19 protein-coding genes are annotated in these 19121 nt (G+C 43.6%); 15 read left to right on the top strand and 4 right to left on the bottom strand.

Features of this window, described 5'->3' with window-relative positions:
• Positions 1 to 22 precede the first annotated feature (22 nt).
• Entirely contained in the window at positions 23 to 604 is a 582-nt protein-coding gene (locus FZC76_RS19735; RefSeq protein ID WP_148989870.1) for a CDP-alcohol phosphatidyltransferase family protein, read from the top strand.
• 231 nt (positions 605 to 835) lie between these two features.
• Here FZC76_RS19735 and FZC76_RS19730 read toward each other — a convergent pair whose 3' ends face one another.
• Together FZC76_RS19730 and FZC76_RS19725 are read right to left on the bottom strand one after the other, a co-directional pair.
• Entirely contained in the window at positions 836 to 982 is a 147-nt protein-coding gene (locus FZC76_RS19730) for a lmo0937 family membrane protein (RefSeq protein ID WP_010195114.1), read from the bottom strand.
• 93 nt (positions 983 to 1075) lie between these two features.
• Entirely contained in the window at positions 1076 to 1225 is a 150-nt protein-coding gene (locus FZC76_RS19725) for a lmo0937 family membrane protein (protein ID WP_148989869.1), read from the bottom strand.
• A 240-nt stretch (positions 1226 to 1465) separates the two neighbouring features.
• Between FZC76_RS19725 and FZC76_RS19720 the strand changes: the two genes are divergently transcribed.
• The 4 genes from FZC76_RS19720 (at position 1466) to FZC76_RS19705 (ending at position 3721) form a co-directional block, all read left to right on the top strand.
• Positions 1466 to 1654, top strand: a complete 189-nt coding sequence (locus FZC76_RS19720) for a CsbD family protein (RefSeq protein WP_060666147.1) — start codon at positions 1466 to 1468, stop codon at positions 1652 to 1654.
• A gap of 49 nt (positions 1655 to 1703) precedes the next feature.
• Complete coding sequence (locus FZC76_RS19715) at positions 1704 to 1967, top strand: stress-induced protein, KGG, repeat-containing protein (RefSeq protein WP_148989868.1); 264 nt, start codon at positions 1704 to 1706, stop codon at positions 1965 to 1967.
• Positions 1968 to 2213: 246 nt separating this feature from the next.
• A complete protein-coding gene (locus FZC76_RS19710; RefSeq protein ID WP_148989867.1) occupies positions 2214 to 3092 on the top strand; it encodes an SDR family oxidoreductase in 879 nt (292 codons plus the stop codon).
• A 302-nt stretch (positions 3093 to 3394) separates the two neighbouring features.
• On the top strand, positions 3395 to 3721 hold the full coding sequence (locus FZC76_RS19705; protein ID WP_148989866.1) for a YciI family protein: 327 nt from the start codon (positions 3395 to 3397) through the stop codon (positions 3719 to 3721).
• 51 nt (positions 3722 to 3772) lie between these two features.
• Here FZC76_RS19705 and bioB read toward each other — a convergent pair whose 3' ends face one another.
• On the bottom strand, positions 3773 to 4786 hold the full coding sequence (gene bioB / locus FZC76_RS19700) for a biotin synthase BioB (RefSeq protein ID WP_148989951.1): 1014 nt from the start codon (positions 4784 to 4786) through the stop codon (positions 3773 to 3775).
• Between the two features lie 422 nt (positions 4787 to 5208).
• Here bioB and helD point away from each other — a divergent pair, with 422 nt between their 5' ends.
• Positions 5209 to 7515 carry an RNA polymerase recycling motor HelD gene (gene helD, locus FZC76_RS19695; RefSeq protein WP_148989950.1) on the top strand — a complete coding sequence of 769 codons (2307 nt, stop codon included), beginning with the start codon at positions 5209 to 5211 and terminating at the stop codon, positions 7513 to 7515.
• Between the two features lie 370 nt (positions 7516 to 7885).
• On the opposite strand, the gene FZC76_RS19690 is transcribed toward helD, so the two are convergent.
• On the bottom strand, positions 7886 to 8437 hold the full coding sequence (locus tag FZC76_RS19690; protein ID WP_148989865.1) for a TVP38/TMEM64 family protein: 552 nt from the start codon (positions 8435 to 8437) through the stop codon (positions 7886 to 7888).
• Between the two features lie 101 nt (positions 8438 to 8538).
• Here FZC76_RS19690 and FZC76_RS19685 point away from each other — a divergent pair, with 101 nt between their 5' ends.
• The 9 genes from FZC76_RS19685 (at position 8539) to FZC76_RS19645 (ending at position 18841) form a co-directional block, all read left to right on the top strand.
• Positions 8539 to 8874 carry a metal-sensitive transcriptional regulator gene (locus FZC76_RS19685; RefSeq protein ID WP_262372733.1) on the top strand — a complete coding sequence of 112 codons (336 nt, stop codon included), beginning with the start codon at positions 8539 to 8541 and terminating at the stop codon, positions 8872 to 8874.
• A 12-nt stretch (positions 8875 to 8886) separates the two neighbouring features.
• Entirely contained in the window at positions 8887 to 9093 is a 207-nt protein-coding gene (gene copZ, locus FZC76_RS19680) for a copper chaperone CopZ (RefSeq protein ID WP_010195133.1), read from the top strand.
• A 94-nt stretch (positions 9094 to 9187) separates the two neighbouring features.
• Positions 9188 to 11608, top strand: coding sequence for a heavy metal translocating P-type ATPase (locus FZC76_RS19675; protein WP_148989864.1), 2421 nt, complete (start codon positions 9188 to 9190; stop codon positions 11606 to 11608).
• Between the two features lie 15 nt (positions 11609 to 11623).
• Positions 11624 to 12484 carry a hypothetical protein gene (locus FZC76_RS19670; RefSeq protein WP_148989863.1) on the top strand — a complete coding sequence of 287 codons (861 nt, stop codon included), beginning with the start codon at positions 11624 to 11626 and terminating at the stop codon, positions 12482 to 12484.
• A 15-nt stretch (positions 12485 to 12499) separates the two neighbouring features.
• A complete protein-coding gene (locus FZC76_RS19665; protein ID WP_148989862.1) occupies positions 12500 to 13126 on the top strand; it encodes an NAD(P)/FAD-dependent oxidoreductase in 627 nt (208 codons plus the stop codon).
• Between the two features lie 143 nt (positions 13127 to 13269).
• The gene (locus FZC76_RS23275) at positions 13270 to 13443 is read left to right on the top strand and encodes a hypothetical protein (protein WP_187442161.1); all 174 of its coding nucleotides are present in this window, start codon (positions 13270 to 13272) and stop codon (positions 13441 to 13443) included.
• Positions 13444 to 13652: 209 nt separating this feature from the next.
• Positions 13653 to 15845, top strand: a complete 2193-nt coding sequence (locus FZC76_RS19655) for a beta-propeller domain-containing protein (RefSeq protein WP_148989860.1) — start codon at positions 13653 to 13655, stop codon at positions 15843 to 15845.
• A gap of 312 nt (positions 15846 to 16157) precedes the next feature.
• Positions 16158 to 17228: a D-alanine--D-alanine ligase gene (locus FZC76_RS19650; protein WP_148989859.1), complete on the top strand. Its 1071-nt coding sequence runs from the start codon at positions 16158 to 16160 to the stop codon at positions 17226 to 17228.
• Between the two features lie 251 nt (positions 17229 to 17479).
• Positions 17480 to 18841, top strand: a complete 1362-nt coding sequence (locus FZC76_RS19645; RefSeq protein ID WP_148989858.1) for a UDP-N-acetylmuramoyl-tripeptide--D-alanyl-D-alanine ligase — start codon at positions 17480 to 17482, stop codon at positions 18839 to 18841.
• Positions 18842 to 19121 lie beyond the last annotated feature (280 nt).

The raw sequence follows: 19121 nt of genomic DNA, 5'->3' as shown, positions 1-19121 counted from the left end.
CCCCCTATAAAGGAAGGTTTTTATGCTTGATACACATGCCCGAAAATATGTACAACCACTGATATCTAATACGGCGGAGCAATTGTTGAAGTTCGGATTGACACCAAATCAGGTCACGGTCATTTCATTTTGTATCGGCGTGTCATCTGGAGCATTTTTCTATTTTGGTCTGCCAATTATAGCAGTATTGGTTTTGTGGATTTCGGGCTTTCTTGATGCGGTAGATGGCACCATGGCCCGCAAAACCAAGTCTTCTCCATGGGGAACGGTGATGGATGTCACGTTTGACCGGCTGGTTGAGATTAGTGTCATCCTCGGCGTGGCCTTTGTCTACCCGGAAATACAGTGGGCGTTATTATTGTTAAGCGTGTCCATTATTTTTTCAATTACAGTCTTTTTAACTGTTGGAGCGGTTTCGGAAAAGCAGGGAATGAAGTCCTTTTACTATCAGGCCGGACTTGCGGAACGAACAGAAGGCTTTATCTTACTTACCCTCATGATATTGCTCCCTGCATTCGTCCTCTGGACCACCTTAATCTTCTTAGCAGTAGAAATAATAACCGGCCTTCAACGTTTCTTCGAAGCAAAAAGGATACTGAAGTAGCAAAGTTATCCTAGCTGTTGATTGTAGCAAAAGGCGAAGACTCCTGAGGGAGATAGCGCTAGGTGGAGACCCCACAGGGCGCAGCCCGAGGAGGCTCTCGTCAGCCCCTAGGAAAGCGAAGCCATTTGCGGAAATCAACAGCGGCTTCAAAGTAAGCTCTCCACAAAAAAAAGCTGGGAAGTTTCAGTGACAACACTGATTCTTTCCAGCTTTCTTCTTTATTTTCTATACCTAAGGCCTTCTGCGACCAGCAAATAGGTTAAAGACTAATGCGATTAGTGCTAACACAAGAATAATGTGAATGAGGTTCCCTGCGATATCAAAAGAGAATCCAAGTAACCAAAGAATAAGTAAGACTGCAAAGATTGTCCATAACATAGTGAAATGCCTCCTAAACATCTGACATAGTAGCTGTAAGTTTGGTATGCCCTTCAGCCACTCCTGGTATTCCTGCTAATGATTGGCTATTCGTTACCTGACGCCACGTCTTCTTCCGAAAAGGTTAAACACGATAGCCAGTACAGCCAGCACTAGAAGAATGTGAATAAGTCCTCCGCCAATTTCCATTGCGAAACCAAGTAACCATAGAACTAAAAGTACAACAAAGATTGTCCATAACATGTGATTTTCCTCCTCTATTGTTTTGGTATTTTTTTCAACGTCTACACAGAAGGTAATTCCCTAGCGTGAAAAATGTTAAACCAATAATTTTTTTAATTGTTTCTAAAGGTGTAGATTAGGACGAAAGTTGGAAAAAAAGTTTGTTCCAAAAATTAGGTTTTAAATTATGTAGAAAAGGAATGAAGTAACTAGTGACGAGCTATCAGATGTCACAAATTGAAGTGGGAGGTGATGTTGATTATGAATCAGACAACCATGAAAGGTAAGTGGAACCAGATGAAAGGTGACGCCAAGAAGAAATGGGGAAATCTCACGGATGATGATCTTCAACAAATTGAAGGAGATCGTGATAAGCTGGTAGGCAAAATTCAGGAACGCCACGGGAAGTCGAGGGAAGAGGCGGAACGTGAAGTAGACGGTTGGATGTAGGTCAGTACTTAAGCATCTTTTAAAAATTACTTAAAGGAGAGGATTTAAGATGGCTAACAACAACAATAACAACAATAACAATAATAACAGCAGCAACAACTCTAATAACTCAAACAACAGTAGCTCTAACAGCTCCACAATGACGTATGAGGAGCGCGGACGAATGGGTGGAGAGAAGACAAAACAGGAGCATGGTCAAGAGCATTTCGAGGAAATCGGCCAAAAAGGCGGTAACAAGACGCTGAACGAACATGGCAAGGAGCACTTCGAAGAGATCGGGCAAAAAGGCGGTAACAACTCGAACTCAAATTAACATGTGCCACAACCATAGATAAGAACCATAAGGGCAGCCGATTAAACAAAGGCTGCTCTTTATCATTTAGAAATAGATTCTCAGCTGTGGAGTGGAGCAAATGGCGAAGACTCCTGAGGGGGATAGCGCTAGGTGGAGACCCCACAGGCGAAGCCGAGGAGGCTCTCGTCAGCCCCTAGGAAAGCGAAGCCATTTGCGGAAATCAACAGCGTCGTTTATAAAACCCCAAAAAAAGGAGTGGGAAAAATGAGTGAAGAACGATTTTATACCGTACAAACAGAAGGCCAACCACCACAAGAACAAGGCAAACAACCTGGTGACGAAAACGAAATGATTCCAGAACCAATCTGCGACAATCCAAACTACAAGGGAAGCGGCAAACTAAAAGGTAAAAATGCCATCATCACTGGCGGGGACAGCGGGATTGGCAGGGCAGTCGCCATTGCCTATGCAAAAGAAGGAGCAAATGTCAGCATTGTCTACCTTGACGAACATGAGGATGCAAAAGAAACAAAACAAATGGTAGAGCAATATGGCGTCAAATGTCTGTTGTATTCTGGCGACATTGGTCAAAAGGATTTCTGCACAGATGTTGTGAAGCAGACAGCGGAAGAACTGGGAGGATTACATATTCTCGTGAACAATGCCGCTGAACAGCATGTGCAGGAGAAGATCGAGGATATTTCCGAAGAGCAATTGTTGCGTACGTTCCAGACTAATATCTTTTCCTATTTTTATTTTATCCAGGCGGCCATGCCTTATCTGGATAAAGGAAGTTCTATTATTAACACGGCTTCTGTGGTGGCCTATAAAGGAATGCCTGTATTAATGGACTATTCCGCAACCAAAGGAGCAATTGTAGCGTTAACGCGTTCCTTGTCAGAGAATATCGTTGGCAGCGGAATCAGGGTGAACGGTGTAGCTCCTGGTCCCATTTGGACTCCGCTTATTCCAGCATCCTTTGACGGAGAACAGGTGGAGGAGTTCGGTACCGATTCTCCGATGGGGCGTCCGGGCCAACCTGCTGAATTGGCTCCGGCCTATGTTTATTTGGCATCGGAGGATTCCTCTTATGTATCCGGACAAATGATGCACATTAACGGCGGAACGGTTGTGAACGGATAATACTACTTATTTTCAGGGACAGTGCGAACTGTCCCTTTTTTCGTTGTTTATGAAATTATAAAATAATGGAATGCTGGAATAGTCTTTAGATTCATTCGTGTTCGTTGGGATGAAGACCTGAGTGACGAGGAAAAAGGAGGAGAGAGGTCCTCATCGCCGGTATGAAGACCTGAGTGACAAGGAAAATGGAGGAGAGAGGTCCTCATCACCAATATGAAGTCCTTAATGTTTTTCTTCATTCTATAAAAGGATTTCCTCAGAATTTGTAGAAATTTAAGGGAAGGAAAGGAGTGGGGAAATCCATGAGCCTGCAAACGTATATTTATTTACTTAGGTTGCCTGAAAGATTATATGACCCGGAGCGGTGGACAGAGGAGGAAAAGACCATCGTATCTCGGCACTTCACCTACTTAAAAAAGAATGTAGAAAAGGGAGTAGTCGTCCTCGCGGGAAGAACCGAACAGACGGATGAAACCGGTTTTGGAATCGTTATATTTTTGGCTAGAAACGAAGCGGAAGCAGAAAGGTTTATGAATAACGACCCCGCTGTATTAAGCGAAATTATGACAGCGGAATTGTCTCCTTACCGCCTTGCGTTAATGAATGAAAAGTTTTCTATAGGTGTTTAATAAAAGGACAGTGGCTCGTAATGTACCACTGTCCATGATTATTATCTCCGCTTATACCCCTGCAAATTGCTGGCTTTCAGTTTCAAATGCATTTTCTTCAATTTCAAAACCAAGGTCCTGGATCATTTGGTAATCCTGGTTAGATGCTTGACCGCTAGTGGTCAGATAGTCCCCAACAAAGATGGAGTTTGCCATGTAAAGCCCCATACTTTGAAGTGTTCGAAGATTGTATTCACGGCCTCCGGAAATCCTGATTTCCTTTGTGGGATTCACAAATCGGAACATGGCTAGGATCTTCAAGCATTTTAATGGAGTTAAATCATCCATGCCGGCAAGCTTCGTTCCTTCTATTGGGTGAAGAAAGTTAACTGGAATGGAGTCGGCATCTAATTCTTTCAGCGAAAATGCCATTTCTACAATATCCTCAAGCGTTTCACCCATTCCACAAATCACACCAGAACAAGGGGAGATTCCTGCACTTTTCAATGTTTCGAGTGTGCGGATGCGATCCTCGTAATCGTGTGTCGTAGTGATTTCGCTATGGTGTCCTTTGCTTGTGTTGATATTATGGTTGAAACGGTCCACGCCGGCTTCCTTCAAGAGTTTCGCTTGTGCGTCGTTTACAAGACCCAGACAGGCGCAAATCTTCATATTTTCCACATCTTTTTTAATGTCCTGGACGGCCTGAACCACCGTGTCCACGTCTCGATTTGTCGGCTTGCGGCCACTCATGACGATACAGTAGGTACCAATTTTATTCTTCTTGGCTTCTTTGGCTCCGTCGACAATAATTTTTTTGCTGACAAGCGGGTAGCTGTCAATTTCGGTGTCGGCTTTCATGGATTGGGAGCAGTAGCCGCAATCTTCTGGGCATAAGCCGCTTTTGGCGTTGATGATCAGGTTCAGTTTTACTTTTTTTCCGTAGTAGTGTTTTCGGATCTGAAAGGCTGATTGGATGAGTTCTAATACGTTGTCGTCGTCTTCGTTTAAAATTTGTAAGGCTTCCTCTGGTGTTATGTGATAGCCCTCTACCACTTTTTCTGCAAGCTGTTTCCAAGTCAAAATAATCACTCCTACTGAGTTTTTGGATGAACTGTTGATTTCCGTTCCAGGCGCTTCGCTTTCCACGGGCGGTCCGGGAGCCTCCTCACTTCGTTGCGGGGTCTCCCCTGTCCCTTCCTCCCGTAGGAGTTTGCGCGCCTTCCACTACAATCAACAATGTTACTGTGTAATTTATATGTAAACTTACCAACAACAAAAGTTTACATATAAAAATAGAAACTGACAAGGAAAAGAGCTAAATCTGATGGAAAATTGCAAATTGTTTTGTAAGCGGTTATAATTGTTTTTCCGGCAAAAAGAACAGAAAACCGTTGCGTACTTTGAAAAGGTTCCTAAAGGGATAGTTACCATGAATGGAGAAAACTCTAGTTCATGGTTTTTTGCGTCTCTACATAAACCTCGGGAGTGTGAAGAGTTTGGCAGAAATGAAGAAAAGGCATCCTGATTTTGATCAGGAAGTGGAACGGCTTATCTTTACCAAAAAGTATATGGACATTGTCATCAAAGCAACAGAGTTGGATGAGGAATCGTTTAAATCCAGTTTTAAAGAGGCGTTGGATGGAACTGATTTTTCAGACAGTAGTTTAAGTTATTTAAACATGCTCACCAATGCGAACATGCTCCAGCGGACGAACGAAGAGATCCGCAGCCTCAAGAAAATCTACCATAAGCCCTACTTTGCCAGAATTGACTATAAGCGGGCAGGCAAAGAAGAAGAGGAGATCCTTTATTTTGGTAAAGCATCGCTTTTTGATAGGGAAACGCAAGACCCGATCATTGTCGATTGGCGCTCCCCAATAGCCAACCTCTACTATGACGGCAGACTTGGTGAAGTAGAGTACGAGGCGGAAGGGGAAACGTATGACGGCTACCTCTCTCTGAAACGGCAATATATTATGGAAGACGGCGAGCTCCAAGATATAAGGGATGTTGATTTGACGACGACGGACGAGCTGTTACAAGAATCACTTTCGGGCAGTTCCAGCAACCGCCTCACTGATATCGTCTCTACGATTCAGGAGGAGCAGAACCGAATCATCCGGGCTGACTTAAATAAACCGATTATTGTGCAAGGAGCGGCAGGAAGCGGAAAGACTACCATTGCGCTTCACCGAATTTCTTATTTTATTTATACCTACCAGGATCAATTCCGACCGGAACAACTGATGATCCTCGCACCGAACAATCTATTCATCGACTACATTTCTGAAGTGCTCCCAGAGCTTGGGGTGGACCGGATCTTACAGACGACCTTTATTGACTTTGTCTTAAGCTGCATCGGCAAAAAGGTGAAATTGCGACCTCCGTCGGAGAAATTGATGGGCTTCATTAACCATGAATATCAGGATCCTGAAATGGTCCAATGGCTGGCAAGCTTCAAAGGTTCGCTAGAATTCAAGGAAATCATGGACCGCTATTTATCTGACATCTTAGAAACACTCATTCCAACAGAAGATTTCTACCTGACTTCTAAATTCAAACTCTACACCGCTGAAAAAATGGAAAACCTGATTCGCAACGAATATACCTACCTCCCGTATTATCGCCGAGTAGAAAAGGTGAAAAGTGTACTGCAAAACTATGTGCGTACAGAGAAAAAAGTGATCTTGCATAAAGTGGAGAGATTCTACGACAACAAACTAGACAAAGCTCTATTCAACATGAACCTTGATCCTGCTAAACGAAAAAGTTATGTGACAAAAGCAATGGATAAAAAGGATGCGATGATAGAGGAGATAAAACGGGAATCCAGAACCGCCGTTAACGCCTTCATCCGCAAGCTTCCAAAGCACACTCTTTTTCACTATTTTAAAGAGCTAGTAACAGATCGGGCTACCTTTGCGAAGTATGCTAGTGATTATTTGGATGACTATCAGATTAAGTACTTTGTTGACTATCAAGTGAAATTGCATAGACAGAAGCAGTATGAGCTAGAAGACTTGGCGGGACTACTTTATCTGCAACATCATTTGTACGGAATAGATAAAGATCTGCGTGCTCGAAATGTGGTCATTGATGAAGCGCAGGATTATAGCTATTTTCAGCTGGCAGCTTTGAAAAGTGCGTTGGAAACTGATATGTTCACTATCGTGGGAGACCTGGCGCAAGGTATTCATTCATACCGTGGCATTCAGGATTGGAACAAGGTGAAGGAAGCAATTTTCCCAAGGGCTGCTTACACTACGTTGCAAAAAAGTTATCGTACAACAGTGGAAATTATGGAAACAGCCAATGACGTATTAAAGCTATTGCCTTTTGAACTGCCGAAAGTGGAGCCTGTGGTGAGACATGGTGCGAAACCAACCTTCCATAAATGGTCTACACTTGGTGGTGCAGCTGAAATGGCGAACATGCTAGAAGCAGAAATAGAGAAGTTATATAAAGATGGTCGAAAAACAATTGCGGTGATCGGCAAAACCGAGAAAGAGTGTAAGAAAATCGAGGGGATGCTCCGCAAGTATACAGACTTAAAGGTGCAATTGCTCTTGGAAAATGAAGAAATCAACCAAGAGGATGTCGTCATCGTTCATGCCCAGTTGGCAAAGGGACTGGAGTTTGACGCAGTGCTGTTGTGTACGCTAGATGAAGTTTTCACAGAAACCGAAATTGACGTAAAGCTGTTATATGTGGCGATGACACGGCCACTGCATCATTTAAGCTTTTACGGAAACGACATAGGAGATTTTTTGCTTGGGCATGTCTCAGGTGGGAAGTTTGTAATACAAGAATAAAAGAAATGAGACAGAGCCTTTTTAAAAGAGGCTCTGTTTTTATTAAGATAGGAAAACTTATAATCCGGTTGATTCCGTTCCAGGCGCTTCGCTTGCCTGCGGGCGGTCCGGAAGCCTCCTCGGGCATTCGCCCTGTGGGGTCTTCCCTGTCCCTTCCTCCCGCGGGCGTCTGCGCGCCTTCCACTCCAATCAACTGGGTGACTTCATTCACATTAGTCAAAAAAAGCTATCTAAATCGAGGTTACTGAAGTACCAGTAACGCTTCTTTAACATAGTTTCTAGCTGTGAATTGGAGCAAATGGCGAAGACTCCAGCGGGGGAGAAAGGAACAGCGTCGATTAACCAATTAAAATTGCCCTGCCTTTCGCTGCTACTTCTTCAATCGCCCACGTAATACAGCCACTACAACGCCAACCGCAACCAAAGCCAAGATGACCTTCCCAGCCGTATTCCACTGAAGTACCTGATACACAGAGAATGCTTCTAACATCAATGCTGGTATCTTTCCGACTGTACTTGCGACTGCAAACCCGACCAAGCTGATCCGGCTTGTTGCCCCAGCGAGCGTCACAAGTCCAGACGGCGCAAATGGGAATAACCGCAAAGCTAGAACCAGTAAAAAAGCTTCCCTGCCACCAGTCTCCTGCAATTTTATCAGCCATTTATTTTTCATCAACGCATCCGGGGCAAATTTCTTTATGCCTTTTCGGTACAACCAAAAACTTACGACTGCCCCAAACGACTCCCCTAAAAAAGAAATCAACGTTCCCCGCCAAAAGCCGAAGAATGCCAGGTTGGCAGCCGTAAGGAAAACGCTTGGCATAAAAGCTAGTATGCTTATGATGGTGTTGATTAAAATACTAAGTAGAATGGCAAACGGTCCCACTGCTGCAAACCATTCCAACACTTGATCCTTCCACATGAAAAAGTCCCTCTCGTAAATTATTTTAAAATTATAAATTCAGTTTCTTTACATACCGTATAGGGGTATGTTACTTTATAAGGGATAGGAGGTCAAGAACAATGGAAAACCTTCCAGTTGAAACAGTAAATGAAGCGTGTTGCCATACAGACAAGGGTGAACGGAAGAGTCACCATTCCGCAGAGCAAAAGAAGGCGTTGATCTCACGCTTGAACCGTATTGAAGGTCAGGTGCGAGGAGTAAAACGCTTGATTGAAGAGGACACTTATTGCGACGATGTGCTCACTCAAATCTCAGCAGTACAGTCTGCTCTAAATGGCCTTGGAAAAATGCTTTTAGAGGGACATATGAAATCCTGTATCGTGGAGAGAATTCAAGATGGCGATACAGAAGTGATAGATGAATTATTAGTAACAGTTAAAAGACTGATGAAATAAGGGGAGATTAAAATGGAACAAGTAACGTTAAAAGTAAATGGTATGAGTTGCGGTCATTGTGTAAAAGCAGTGGAAGGAAGCGTTGGAGAATTGGAAGGCGTGAATTCGGTTAAAGTGGATCTTGCATCTGGAACTGTTGCAGTAGAATACAAAAGCGAGCAAGTAACAGTGGATAAAATTAAGGAAACAATCGACGAAGAAGGTTATGAAGTAGCATAATTAACCAAAGTCAGATACGTGCTTTTCTTACGAGAACAGCACGTTTTATTTGAAAAATGACATACCCCCTATAGGTATAAAGGAGGTCAGCGTGATGAGTGATCAAAAGAAAAAAGAAACCAGGTTGCAGATAACGGGAATGACATGCGCGGCTTGTTCCACACGCGTGGAAAGAGGGCTGAACAAACTGGCTGGAGTCGAAAAGGCCAATGTGAACCTTGCCCTTGAAAATGCATCTGTCACCTATGACCCGGAACAAGTATCTGAAAAAGAAATAGAGAAAAAAATTCAGGATCTTGGCTATGATGTGGTAAAAGAAAAAGTAGAGTTTCTTATCACCGGCATGACGTGTGCCGCTTGTTCTAGTCGAATTGAAAAAGTACTCGGAAAAATGGAAGGCGTAAATTCAGCTAATGTGAACCTTGCCCTGGAAAGTGGAACAGTAGAATATAATCCCTCCAAGCTAAAGCCGTCTGACATCATTGCCCGCATTGAAAAAGCGGGTTACGGTGCTACGGAAAAAGTAGAGAAAAGTGAAAGTGCCGAGAGCTTCCGTCAAAAGGAATTGGAAAAGCAACAAGGGAAATTTGTTTTCTCGTTAATTCTCACAATCCCGCTGCTTTGGGCAATGGTGAGTCACTTTTCCTTTACATCCTTTATCTATCTGCCTGATATGCTGATGAATCCATGGGTGCAGCTCGCACTTGCGACCCCTGTGCAATTTTTCATCGGCTGGCAATTTTACACGGGTGCATATAAAGCGCTGAAAAATAAAAGCGCGAACATGGATGTATTGGTTGCACTTGGAACGACAGCCGCATATGTGTACAGCTTGTATTTATCGATTGAATCCATTGGCTCAGATGCCCATATGGTCGAGTTGTATTTTGAAGCGAGTGCAGTGATTATTACCCTTATTATTTTAGGAAAACTTTTTGAAGTGAGAGCGAAAGGGCGTTCATCAGAAGCAATTAAAAAATTGATGGGCCTGCAAGCGAAAACAGCCCTCGTTTTACGGGATGGAAAAGAGATAGAAATTCCATTAGAAGAAGTCCTTGTAGGAGATATTGTTTCCGTTAAGCCAGGGGAAAAAGTACCTGTGGATGGGGAAATTGTGGAGGGACAATCGGCTGTGGATGAGTCCATGCTGACTGGAGAGAGTATCCCTGTTGACAAAAAGAATGGGGACTCTGTCTATGGGTCTACTATTAACAAAAATGGCTTTTTAAAAGTGAAAGCGACAAAAGTCGGAAAAGAAACAGCTCTTGCACAAATCATTCGGATTGTAGAGCAGGCACAAGGTTCCAAAGCACCAATTCAGCGACTGGCAGATAAAATTTCGGGCATCTTCGTTCCAATCGTCGTCGGAATTGCAATCCTGACGTTTTTAGTTTGGTACTTTATCGTCGATCCTGGAAACTTCGCACAAGCGTTGGTGAACTTGATTGCAGTTCTGGTCATTGCTTGTCCGTGTGCGCTTGGCCTTGCAACGCCGACATCCATCATGGCGGGATCCGGTCGGGCAGCGGAACTTGGCATCCTTTTTAAAGGCGGAGAGCACTTAGAGCAGACACACCGCATTACCACTGTTGTGCTGGACAAAACAGGGACAGTGACAAATGGGGCGCCTGTTTTAACAGATGTACAACTGGAGCCTGGTGAGGATGAAGCAGCAATCCTTGCAATGGTGGGAGCGGCAGAGAAGCAATCCGAACATCCACTGGCGCAAGCGATTGTGGAAGGAATCCAAGCAAAAGGGGTCAAGTTTGGCACTGTGGATTCTTTTGAAGCGATACCTGGCTATGGGATCGAAGCGGTCGTAGGAGAAAACACAGTGGTGGTTGGTACACGTAAATTGATGAACAAGCACCATATAGCTGTCGAGCATGCAGAAGAAATGGTCCGTGAGCTTGAGACGAATGGTAAAACGGCAATGCTTATTGCAGTGAACGGAGAGTACAAAGGCATTATTGCGGTTGCAGATACCATAAAAGATACTTCCAAACAAGCCGTTAAACGACTGAAAGATATGGGTCTGGAAGTTGTCATGATGACAGGAGATAACAAACGCACAGCATATGCAATTGCCCAACATGCCGGAATTGATCAGGTCATTGCTGAAGTACTTCCAGAACAAAAAGCGGAAGAAGTAGCAAAGCTTCAAAAGCAAGGCAAGAAAGTCGCGATGGTCGGCGATGGCATAAATGACGCACCAGCATTGGTAACAGCAGATATCGGAATGGCAATTGGAACGGGAACAGATGTCGCGATGGAAGCAGCCGACATCACGTTGATGCGCGGAGACCTGAACAGCATTGCAGATGCCATTGTTATGAGCAAAAAAACAATTAAGAACATCAAGCAAAATCTGTTCTGGGCATTTGCTTATAACTCTATGGGAATACCGATTGCGGCATTAGGCTTCTTGGCCCCATGGGTAGCAGGAGCAGCGATGGCATTTAGCTCTGTATCGGTTGTATTGAATGCACTCAGATTGCAAAAAGTGAAATTTTAATAAGGTGGGAACACGATGAAAAAATGGATTGGATCTGCGCTTGTTTATCTGTTGTTGATTGTCGGAGGCTACACAGCGTATTCGTTTTATGCAGGTGAAGGTGTATCTCAAGGTGATGAAGGCAGTCATGAGGAGCATCAGGGTGAAGAGGCGCACGGTGAGGAAGTGGAACATGGTGAGCATGAAGGAGAAGGTCATGACGGTGGGCACGGCGACCACGAAGGCGAGTCTACTAGTGAAGTTCAAGTAGACGTTAAGCTGGATGGTAAAAAAATGACCATTACCCTGACAGACCTTGATGGCAATGCAATGGATAGCCTTGAAATGAATCATGAAAAATTGATGCATCTAATTGTAATCAGTGAAGACCTGGAACAGTTCCAACATTTACATCCAGAAAAGGTTTCTGAGGGTGTTTTCACAGCGAAGGCCGATTTGGAAGAAGGCATGTATCAGGCGTTTGTAGATATCAAGCCGAGTGAGCTGGAGTATGTAAATGAAGCCCACCCAGTGATGGTTGGAGAACATGACAGTCACGAGGATGCTCATGTCCATTTAGATCCAGAAACACAATGGACGAAGGTACAAGAGGGCTATTCCGTAACACTTGATGTGAACAATTTTTCCGTAAAAGAAAACGTGGTCCTTTCTTTTGATATTGAAGGAGCAGAGCCTGAAGATTATCTTGGTGCCTTAGGACATGTGGTTGTAGTGGATGAAGGGTTAGATGAATTTATCCACGTACATCCGCGCGAAGGAGAAGAACCTGTGTTTGAGGCCCACTTTAGCAAGCCTGGCATGTATAAACTGTGGGCAGAATTCAAACTGGACGGGAAAGTATATGCCTTCCCTTATGTGTTGGAAATTACGGAATAAAGGGGAATTGGTGATATGGGAGAAAAACTAATTAAGCTCGCGGTCAACGGTGGAATAAATTTTGGCGCCAAATTGAACGGCAAACAGCTATTGATGCTTGCGCGCTATATGGGAGACGACCAGGAGTTAGAAGTCACCACTTTTCAACAATTGTATGTGGATGTTCCAGAAGGGCAGCTAGAAGAAGCGAAGGCCGACTTTTTAAGCGTTGGTCTGAGCTGCTATCCGGTCGGCAATTATGTCAAAAGCCTTCGCACCTGCAACTTCTGTAAAGGGGAGCTGGAAGAAGGAATGCCTGTGGCTAAAGAAATCAACCGCCGCATTGCTGGAAGAGCGGTCCCTTTTACTTTGAAACCGGCCTATACAGGGTGTCCGGTTGGGTGCGGGGAGCCGTTGGTTAATGATATTGGCGTAATCAAGCAACACGGTGAACGATTCGATCTCTATGTGGGCGGCAAAGCAAAGGGGCTCGACGCCAGAACAGGAGTATTGTTTGCAAGTGGGTTGGAGGAAGGCGCACTGTATGTGTTGATTGATAGATTGATAGATATATATGCAGCAGAGGGCAAGAAGCGTGAGCAGTTTGCCAAGTTTGTCGGCCGTTACGGGCTTGATGAGTTGAAGGAGCAGATAATGGCATAGGGGTTTGGGAGATATGGGTGCCCTGGAAGCCAGCGGATGAGTTTGATAATCTGCTGGCTTTTTGTGCTTTTAAAATGGGTTGCTGGTTTGTTTTTGGTTGATTTTCGGTGCGGCAGTGAGAGGGGTTTGGGGGAGAAAGTCAAATGTCCGAAGATTTTCCGATAGTGACCGAAGTTTTGGGAAAGTTGGCCGAAGATTTTGTGTTTTTGACCGAAGTTTCCCCGAAAGTGACCGAACCAATTTTTAAAATGACCAAACCCATCGAATTGTTGTCCAAACGGAGTCTTAATTTGTCTGAACAAACCCTATCCAAATAAGGAAATTGGCCGAAGCAATTCTAAAAGTGTCCGAACCATTTTTTTTTGGCTCAAAAGGTAGGTATTTCACAAGCATTTTCACCTATTTTCTATAAAAACCCCCCATCACGTCACAGAGAAGCCTCAGTTGACCAACTCATAAACAATTCCCCCTCCTATGTAACCTTTTAACATCTCCCTCGTCTAACCGTATAAAAGGGGGCAGTTACATGAAAAAAAAGGTAATTATCTTTTCTTCTATTATAGTAGGCCTGGCCATCATCTTCGCGTTCATCTACCAATCAAGAGAACCTTTTGCGGTCAATGGCACCGGCAATCCCTACTCTGAAAAAGACACACAAACAGTACTGTCAGATAAAAAATGGTTACTGACTTTTACCAAAGAGTTTCAGCAGGACAGCATCAAAGAGAATGAGTCTATCTATGTTACGGATAAAGACGGTAATAAGGTAGAGACAGTGCTTGAGGTTTCCAAAGACTTTGTATCGCTTTCTCCTCCTGAGGGTGGCTATGATCCAAGCAAAGGGCCGTATGAGCTTCACATCAGCGGGGATATTGAATCGGTGGACGGCAAAACGCTCGGAAAACAAAAGAAAATTAAGTTCACAGCTATGAAACAATTGCCGACGGTTGCTTCCAATAAAGAACTAAATTCATTGTTCACCGCCCGTCTCAAACAAATGCAACAAGAGAGGGAAGAAAGTAAACAGCTGTTTAGCTTTGGTAGAGATGAATCGACTTCAGGCTCTGACGATAGTGATGGGGCTGCAAGTGCCGATATGGCAACTGAAAGTGAATCGAATGGTAGTGCAGGTGGCCATTCAGAAACAAACGTCCAGGTTCAAGGAGTAGATGAAGCGGACATTGTGAAAACAGATGGAAACTTCATTTACCAAGCAACCGACCAAAAGTTAAAAATCACTAAGGCAGAACCTGTAGAGGAAATGACCGTTGTGACAGAGATCCGTTATAAGGATTTTAATCCGTATCAACTGTTTTTGGATGGCAATCAACTAGTGGTCATCGGTTATTATTGGGATGAAAAGATGATGTATGGCGGGTATGGCGAAAATAAAAGTAGTGAAGGCGAAATGATCATGCCAATGCATGAAGCAACAAAAGCCATCATTTATGATATTACGGACCGATCCAACCCAACTGTCCAAAAAACAGTCACCTTAGAAGGGGGTTATGTTTCCAGTAGAAAGATTGATAACCGTGTTTATTTGATCACAAATAAGTACGCAGATTTTTGGATGCTTGAGGAACATCCTGAGGCAGACTTAAGACCGCGAGTATCCGATACACAAGGTGAGGAAGAAGGAGAATTGAAAGGAGTCCCGTATGAGGATATCCGTTATTTCCCTGACTCAACAGAAGATAATTTTATGACGATTGCCACAATCGACCTAAACCAACCTCAAGAAGATGCGTCTATTACCACGTATGTAGGTAGCGGAAACCAAATTTATATGTCAAAAGAAAATCTATATGTCGCGGTACCAAACTATGGGTATGGGCCACATTGGACAAATAATGAAAGTACAGAAGTTTATAAATTTGCTGTAGATGGCATGCGTGTCGAGTTTCGTGCAAATGGAGCAATCCCTGGTCATCTTTTAAATCAATTTTCCATGGATGAGTATAAGGGGCATTTCCGAGTGGCGGCAACCAAGGGGCATGCTTGGGATAAACACTCTCCGTCAAGCAACCACCTCTTTATTTTGGATGAAGGAATGAATGTAATCAGTAGTGTAGAAGACTTGGCAAGGGGCGAGCGCATCTATTCTGTCCGCTTCATGCAGGATAAAGCATATGTGGTCACGTTTAAGGAAGTAGATCCGCTTTTCGTCTTTGACCTGAGTAATCCAAATGAACCGAAAGTGCTTGGGGAATTAAAGATACCTGGCTTCAGTAATTACCTGCACCCGTATGATGAAAATCATCTTATTGGTTTTGGTTATGATACAAAAGTGGAAAAAGACCAATGGGGAACCAGAGTGACAACAAACGGTGTTAAAATATCCTTGTTTGATGTGAGTGACCCGACAAATCCGTTGGAAAAACACACGGAAATTATCGGCGGTCAGTCCACACACTCCCCATTAAATCACGATCATAAAGCCCTTCTTTTCTACAAGGATAAGGATGTTTTCGCATTCCCAATCACAAAGTACAATGAAAATCAAAAAGATGGAAGCTACCGTCTCGACTTTGAAGGTGCGATGGTTTATGGAATTGACCCGGAAAAAGGATTTACCTTGCACACTAAAATAACGCATCAGCAAGAAAACACTTTATATGAAGACTGGGAGAACATGGTCCAACGAATCCTGTATATCGATGACCACCTGTACACCGTTACACCAAAAGAAGTAAAGGCGACCAAAATTACATGGTAGGTAAGCTGCAAGAGAGCGAGTCATTCCGCTCTCTTTTTTTACGAAAATGCAGGAAATAATGACAACATTCGCCGGCATTTTATTTCCTAGGAAAAGAAACCTGTCGAAAATAATCTAGGCAATTAGGTTTGCGTTCTACACGCCTGTGGAATGACATTCATATATTAAGGAAAAAGATTTTATATTTTCCACCTACTTAAATGGACGAAGCAGTTTCGAATTCTTGTATGTAGGTGCTATAATGAAATAATTGAAGTAAGGACATTTAAACTAAAAATATAAAATAGATCATCTCTTTGAGGGGGAAGCAATATGAAAACAAAATTGCATTTATTGTACGGCGGGAAATCAGCAGAACATCAAGTTTCTTTACAAACAGCATTGGCTGTAACAAAGGCATTAGATACAGATAAATTTGAAGTATATCCGTTATACATAACGGAATCAGGGGAATGGAAACGCGGTGGCTTGTTAAATGGGCCGGCAGAAAGCGTACACCAATTGAAGCTTGAAGGTGGCGGTACAACAATCGCTCCCCTTGCATTGACTAATGAGGAAGAGTCGGAAGAAACGCCAACAGTTGTATTCCCTCTCTTACACGGTCCGAACGGGGAAGATGGAACAGTTCAAGGTATGTTGGAACTTTTAAACCTTCCGTATGTAGGGAACGGCGTTTTAGCATCATCTGCAGGGATGGATAAAGTTATTATGAAAAACCTTTTCGACCAAGCAGGGCTGCCACAAGTCGGCTATGCACACTTCCTGCGCTCTGAGTGGGAAAAGGCTGCAGATGCAACCTATGAAAAGGTAGAATCAGAGCTTGGGTATCCATGCTTTGTTAAGCCTGCAAACTTAGGATCAAGTGTCGGGATCAGTAAGGCAAAAAATCGTGAAGAATTGGAAGCGGCATTCCGCGAAGCATTCGACTATGATCGCAAAATCATTGTGGAACAAGGCTTGGAAGGTGCTCGTGAAATCGAAATTGGCGTACTTGGTAACGATGAGCCAGAATGTTCTGTTGTAGGAGAAATTGCTCCTAAGACAGAGTTCTATGACTACAAAGCAAAGTATGAAGATGGCGATACGGCCATGATTATCCCTGCGGAGATCAGTGATGACATCTATGAGCAAGTAAAAGAAATGGCAATCACTGCTTTTAAGGCTATTGATGGAGCAGGACTTGTGCGCGCAGACTTCTTCTTAACAAAAGAGGGTAAACTGTACATCAACGAAGTGAACACGATGCCAGGTTTCACTCCATTCAGCATGTTCCCACTATTATGGCAGCATACTGATGTTTCCTACCCAGAACTAATCGAAAAACTAGTAGGATACGCACAACAACGCCACGAAGAAAAACAAAAAATTAAGCATACATTCTAATGAAAAAGATTTCTCCTGTAGATTGGAGTGCAAGGTGTGAGACTCCAGCGGGGGAGTAACGGTAGGTTGAGACCCCGCAGGCGAAGCCGAGGAGGCTCAAGCACCGTCCCGCGAAAAGCGAACACCTGGAACGGAAATATACAGGAAGTTAAATCATACACACAAGGCAGGGGTTGGGTCATCACGAGAAAAGGTTAAACAAGTGATGTCAGCCCCTTCTCTGTGTAAAAAGAATAGGAGGGAAACCCAAAATGATTAAAAGAACACTTAAACAAATACAAGAAATGGCTAAAGGACAGCCGATCTCATCCGAATACAACGCCATCGTCGTGGAAGGCGTTTCAAAAGACACACGCGAGGATATGAGCGGAAAATTGTACATACCGATTATCGGGGAGAATTTTAACGGCCATGCATTTGTCCGTGATGCCATCGAGAAAAAAGGAGCAGTCGCATCCTTCTGGCAAAAAGATCAACCAGAACCACCGGCAGACTTGAACCTGATAATGGTGGACGACACCATCGAAGCATTGCAGCACCTGGCAAGCAGTTATCGAAAGGAAATCGGCATGAAAGTTGTGGGCATTACCGGAAGCAACGGGAAAACCACCACCAAAGATATGGTCACTTCTGTATTAGAGACCACCTTCCGCGTGCACAAAACAGCAGGAAACTACAACAATCATATTGGATTGCCGCTAACGATTCTTTCTATGAAAGAGGACACGGAGGTTGCTGTGTTGGAAATGGGGATGAGCGGTCGAGGCGAAATCGAGTTGCTTTCTAACATTGCCAAGCCCGATGCTGCCGTTATCACCAATATCGGGGAATCTCATATGCAGGACCTCGGTTCACGTGAAGGGATCGCGGAGGCTAAACTTGAAATTGCAGCTGGCCTGAAAGAAGACGGCAAGCTAATCATCAATGGAGATGAGCCGCTTTTAACTGATAGAGTTGGGGGGAATGCAAATGTCATTCCATTTGGGCTAAAATCTACCAACGACTATCAAGCAAGTGACATTACTTTAAAAGGCAGAGGCACTCATTTTATAATAGAAGAAACAGAGTATTTCATCCCGGTACTTGGTGCCCACAATGTGACCAATGCCCTTGCTGCCATCATTGTCGGGGAGTTATTCGGCGTGTCAGAAGAGAACCGAAAAAAAGGCTTGGAGCAACTTGTTATCACGGGCATGAGAAATGAAGTGGTGGAGACATCTGGTGGGTGGACAGTGATCAACGATGCCTATAACGCAAGCCCTACTTCCATGAGAGCAGCGTTGGATCTATTGGGCAGCCTGGATGGGTATGGGAAAAAGATTGCGGTGCTTGGTGATATGCTTGAGCTTGGTGACATGGAAAAGACTTTTCACCATGAAGTTGGTCAATATGTAAAAGGGAAAAATGTCGATTATGTATTTACATTTGGTGCCCTCGCTATGGAGATTGCTAAAGGGGCTCAAGAAGTAATGGATGCTTCTCATGTTAAACCGTTCATGAACAAGCAGGAGTTAACACGTGAATTGCTGCCTGTTTTAGAGTCCGGTGATGTGGTGATGGTAAAAGGTTCTCGTGGCATGAAACTAGAAGAGGTTATTGAAGCAATAAAATAAATATCCATTTTCAAAGGAATACAAAGTTCTTAAAATGAGAAAATTAGAAGTAAGCGTGCTGCATTTGCTAAGAATAGTACGGAGAGAAAAAAGTTTCGCCGATTTATTCGGCAGAGGAGCGCGATTGAAAGCGTAACCTCCTATAAGTTGGCATTAACCTTTATTGCTATTTAGCAACCGAAGTGTTATGATAACAGGTAATGTGTTTAATAATGTCTACTTATAAAGATTAGGCAAGCGCTCAGACGCGTGCCTAATTTATTAATTTGTATAGATAAAG

Origin of the sequence: Sutcliffiella horikoshii (assembly GCF_008180725.1) — a bacterium.
GTDB classification, from domain to species: Bacteria; Bacillota; Bacilli; order Bacillales; family Bacillaceae_I; genus Sutcliffiella_A; species Sutcliffiella_A horikoshii_B.
The sequence above is the reverse complement of the archived record's forward strand: the minus strand, read 5'-3'. Positions and strand labels throughout refer to the sequence as shown.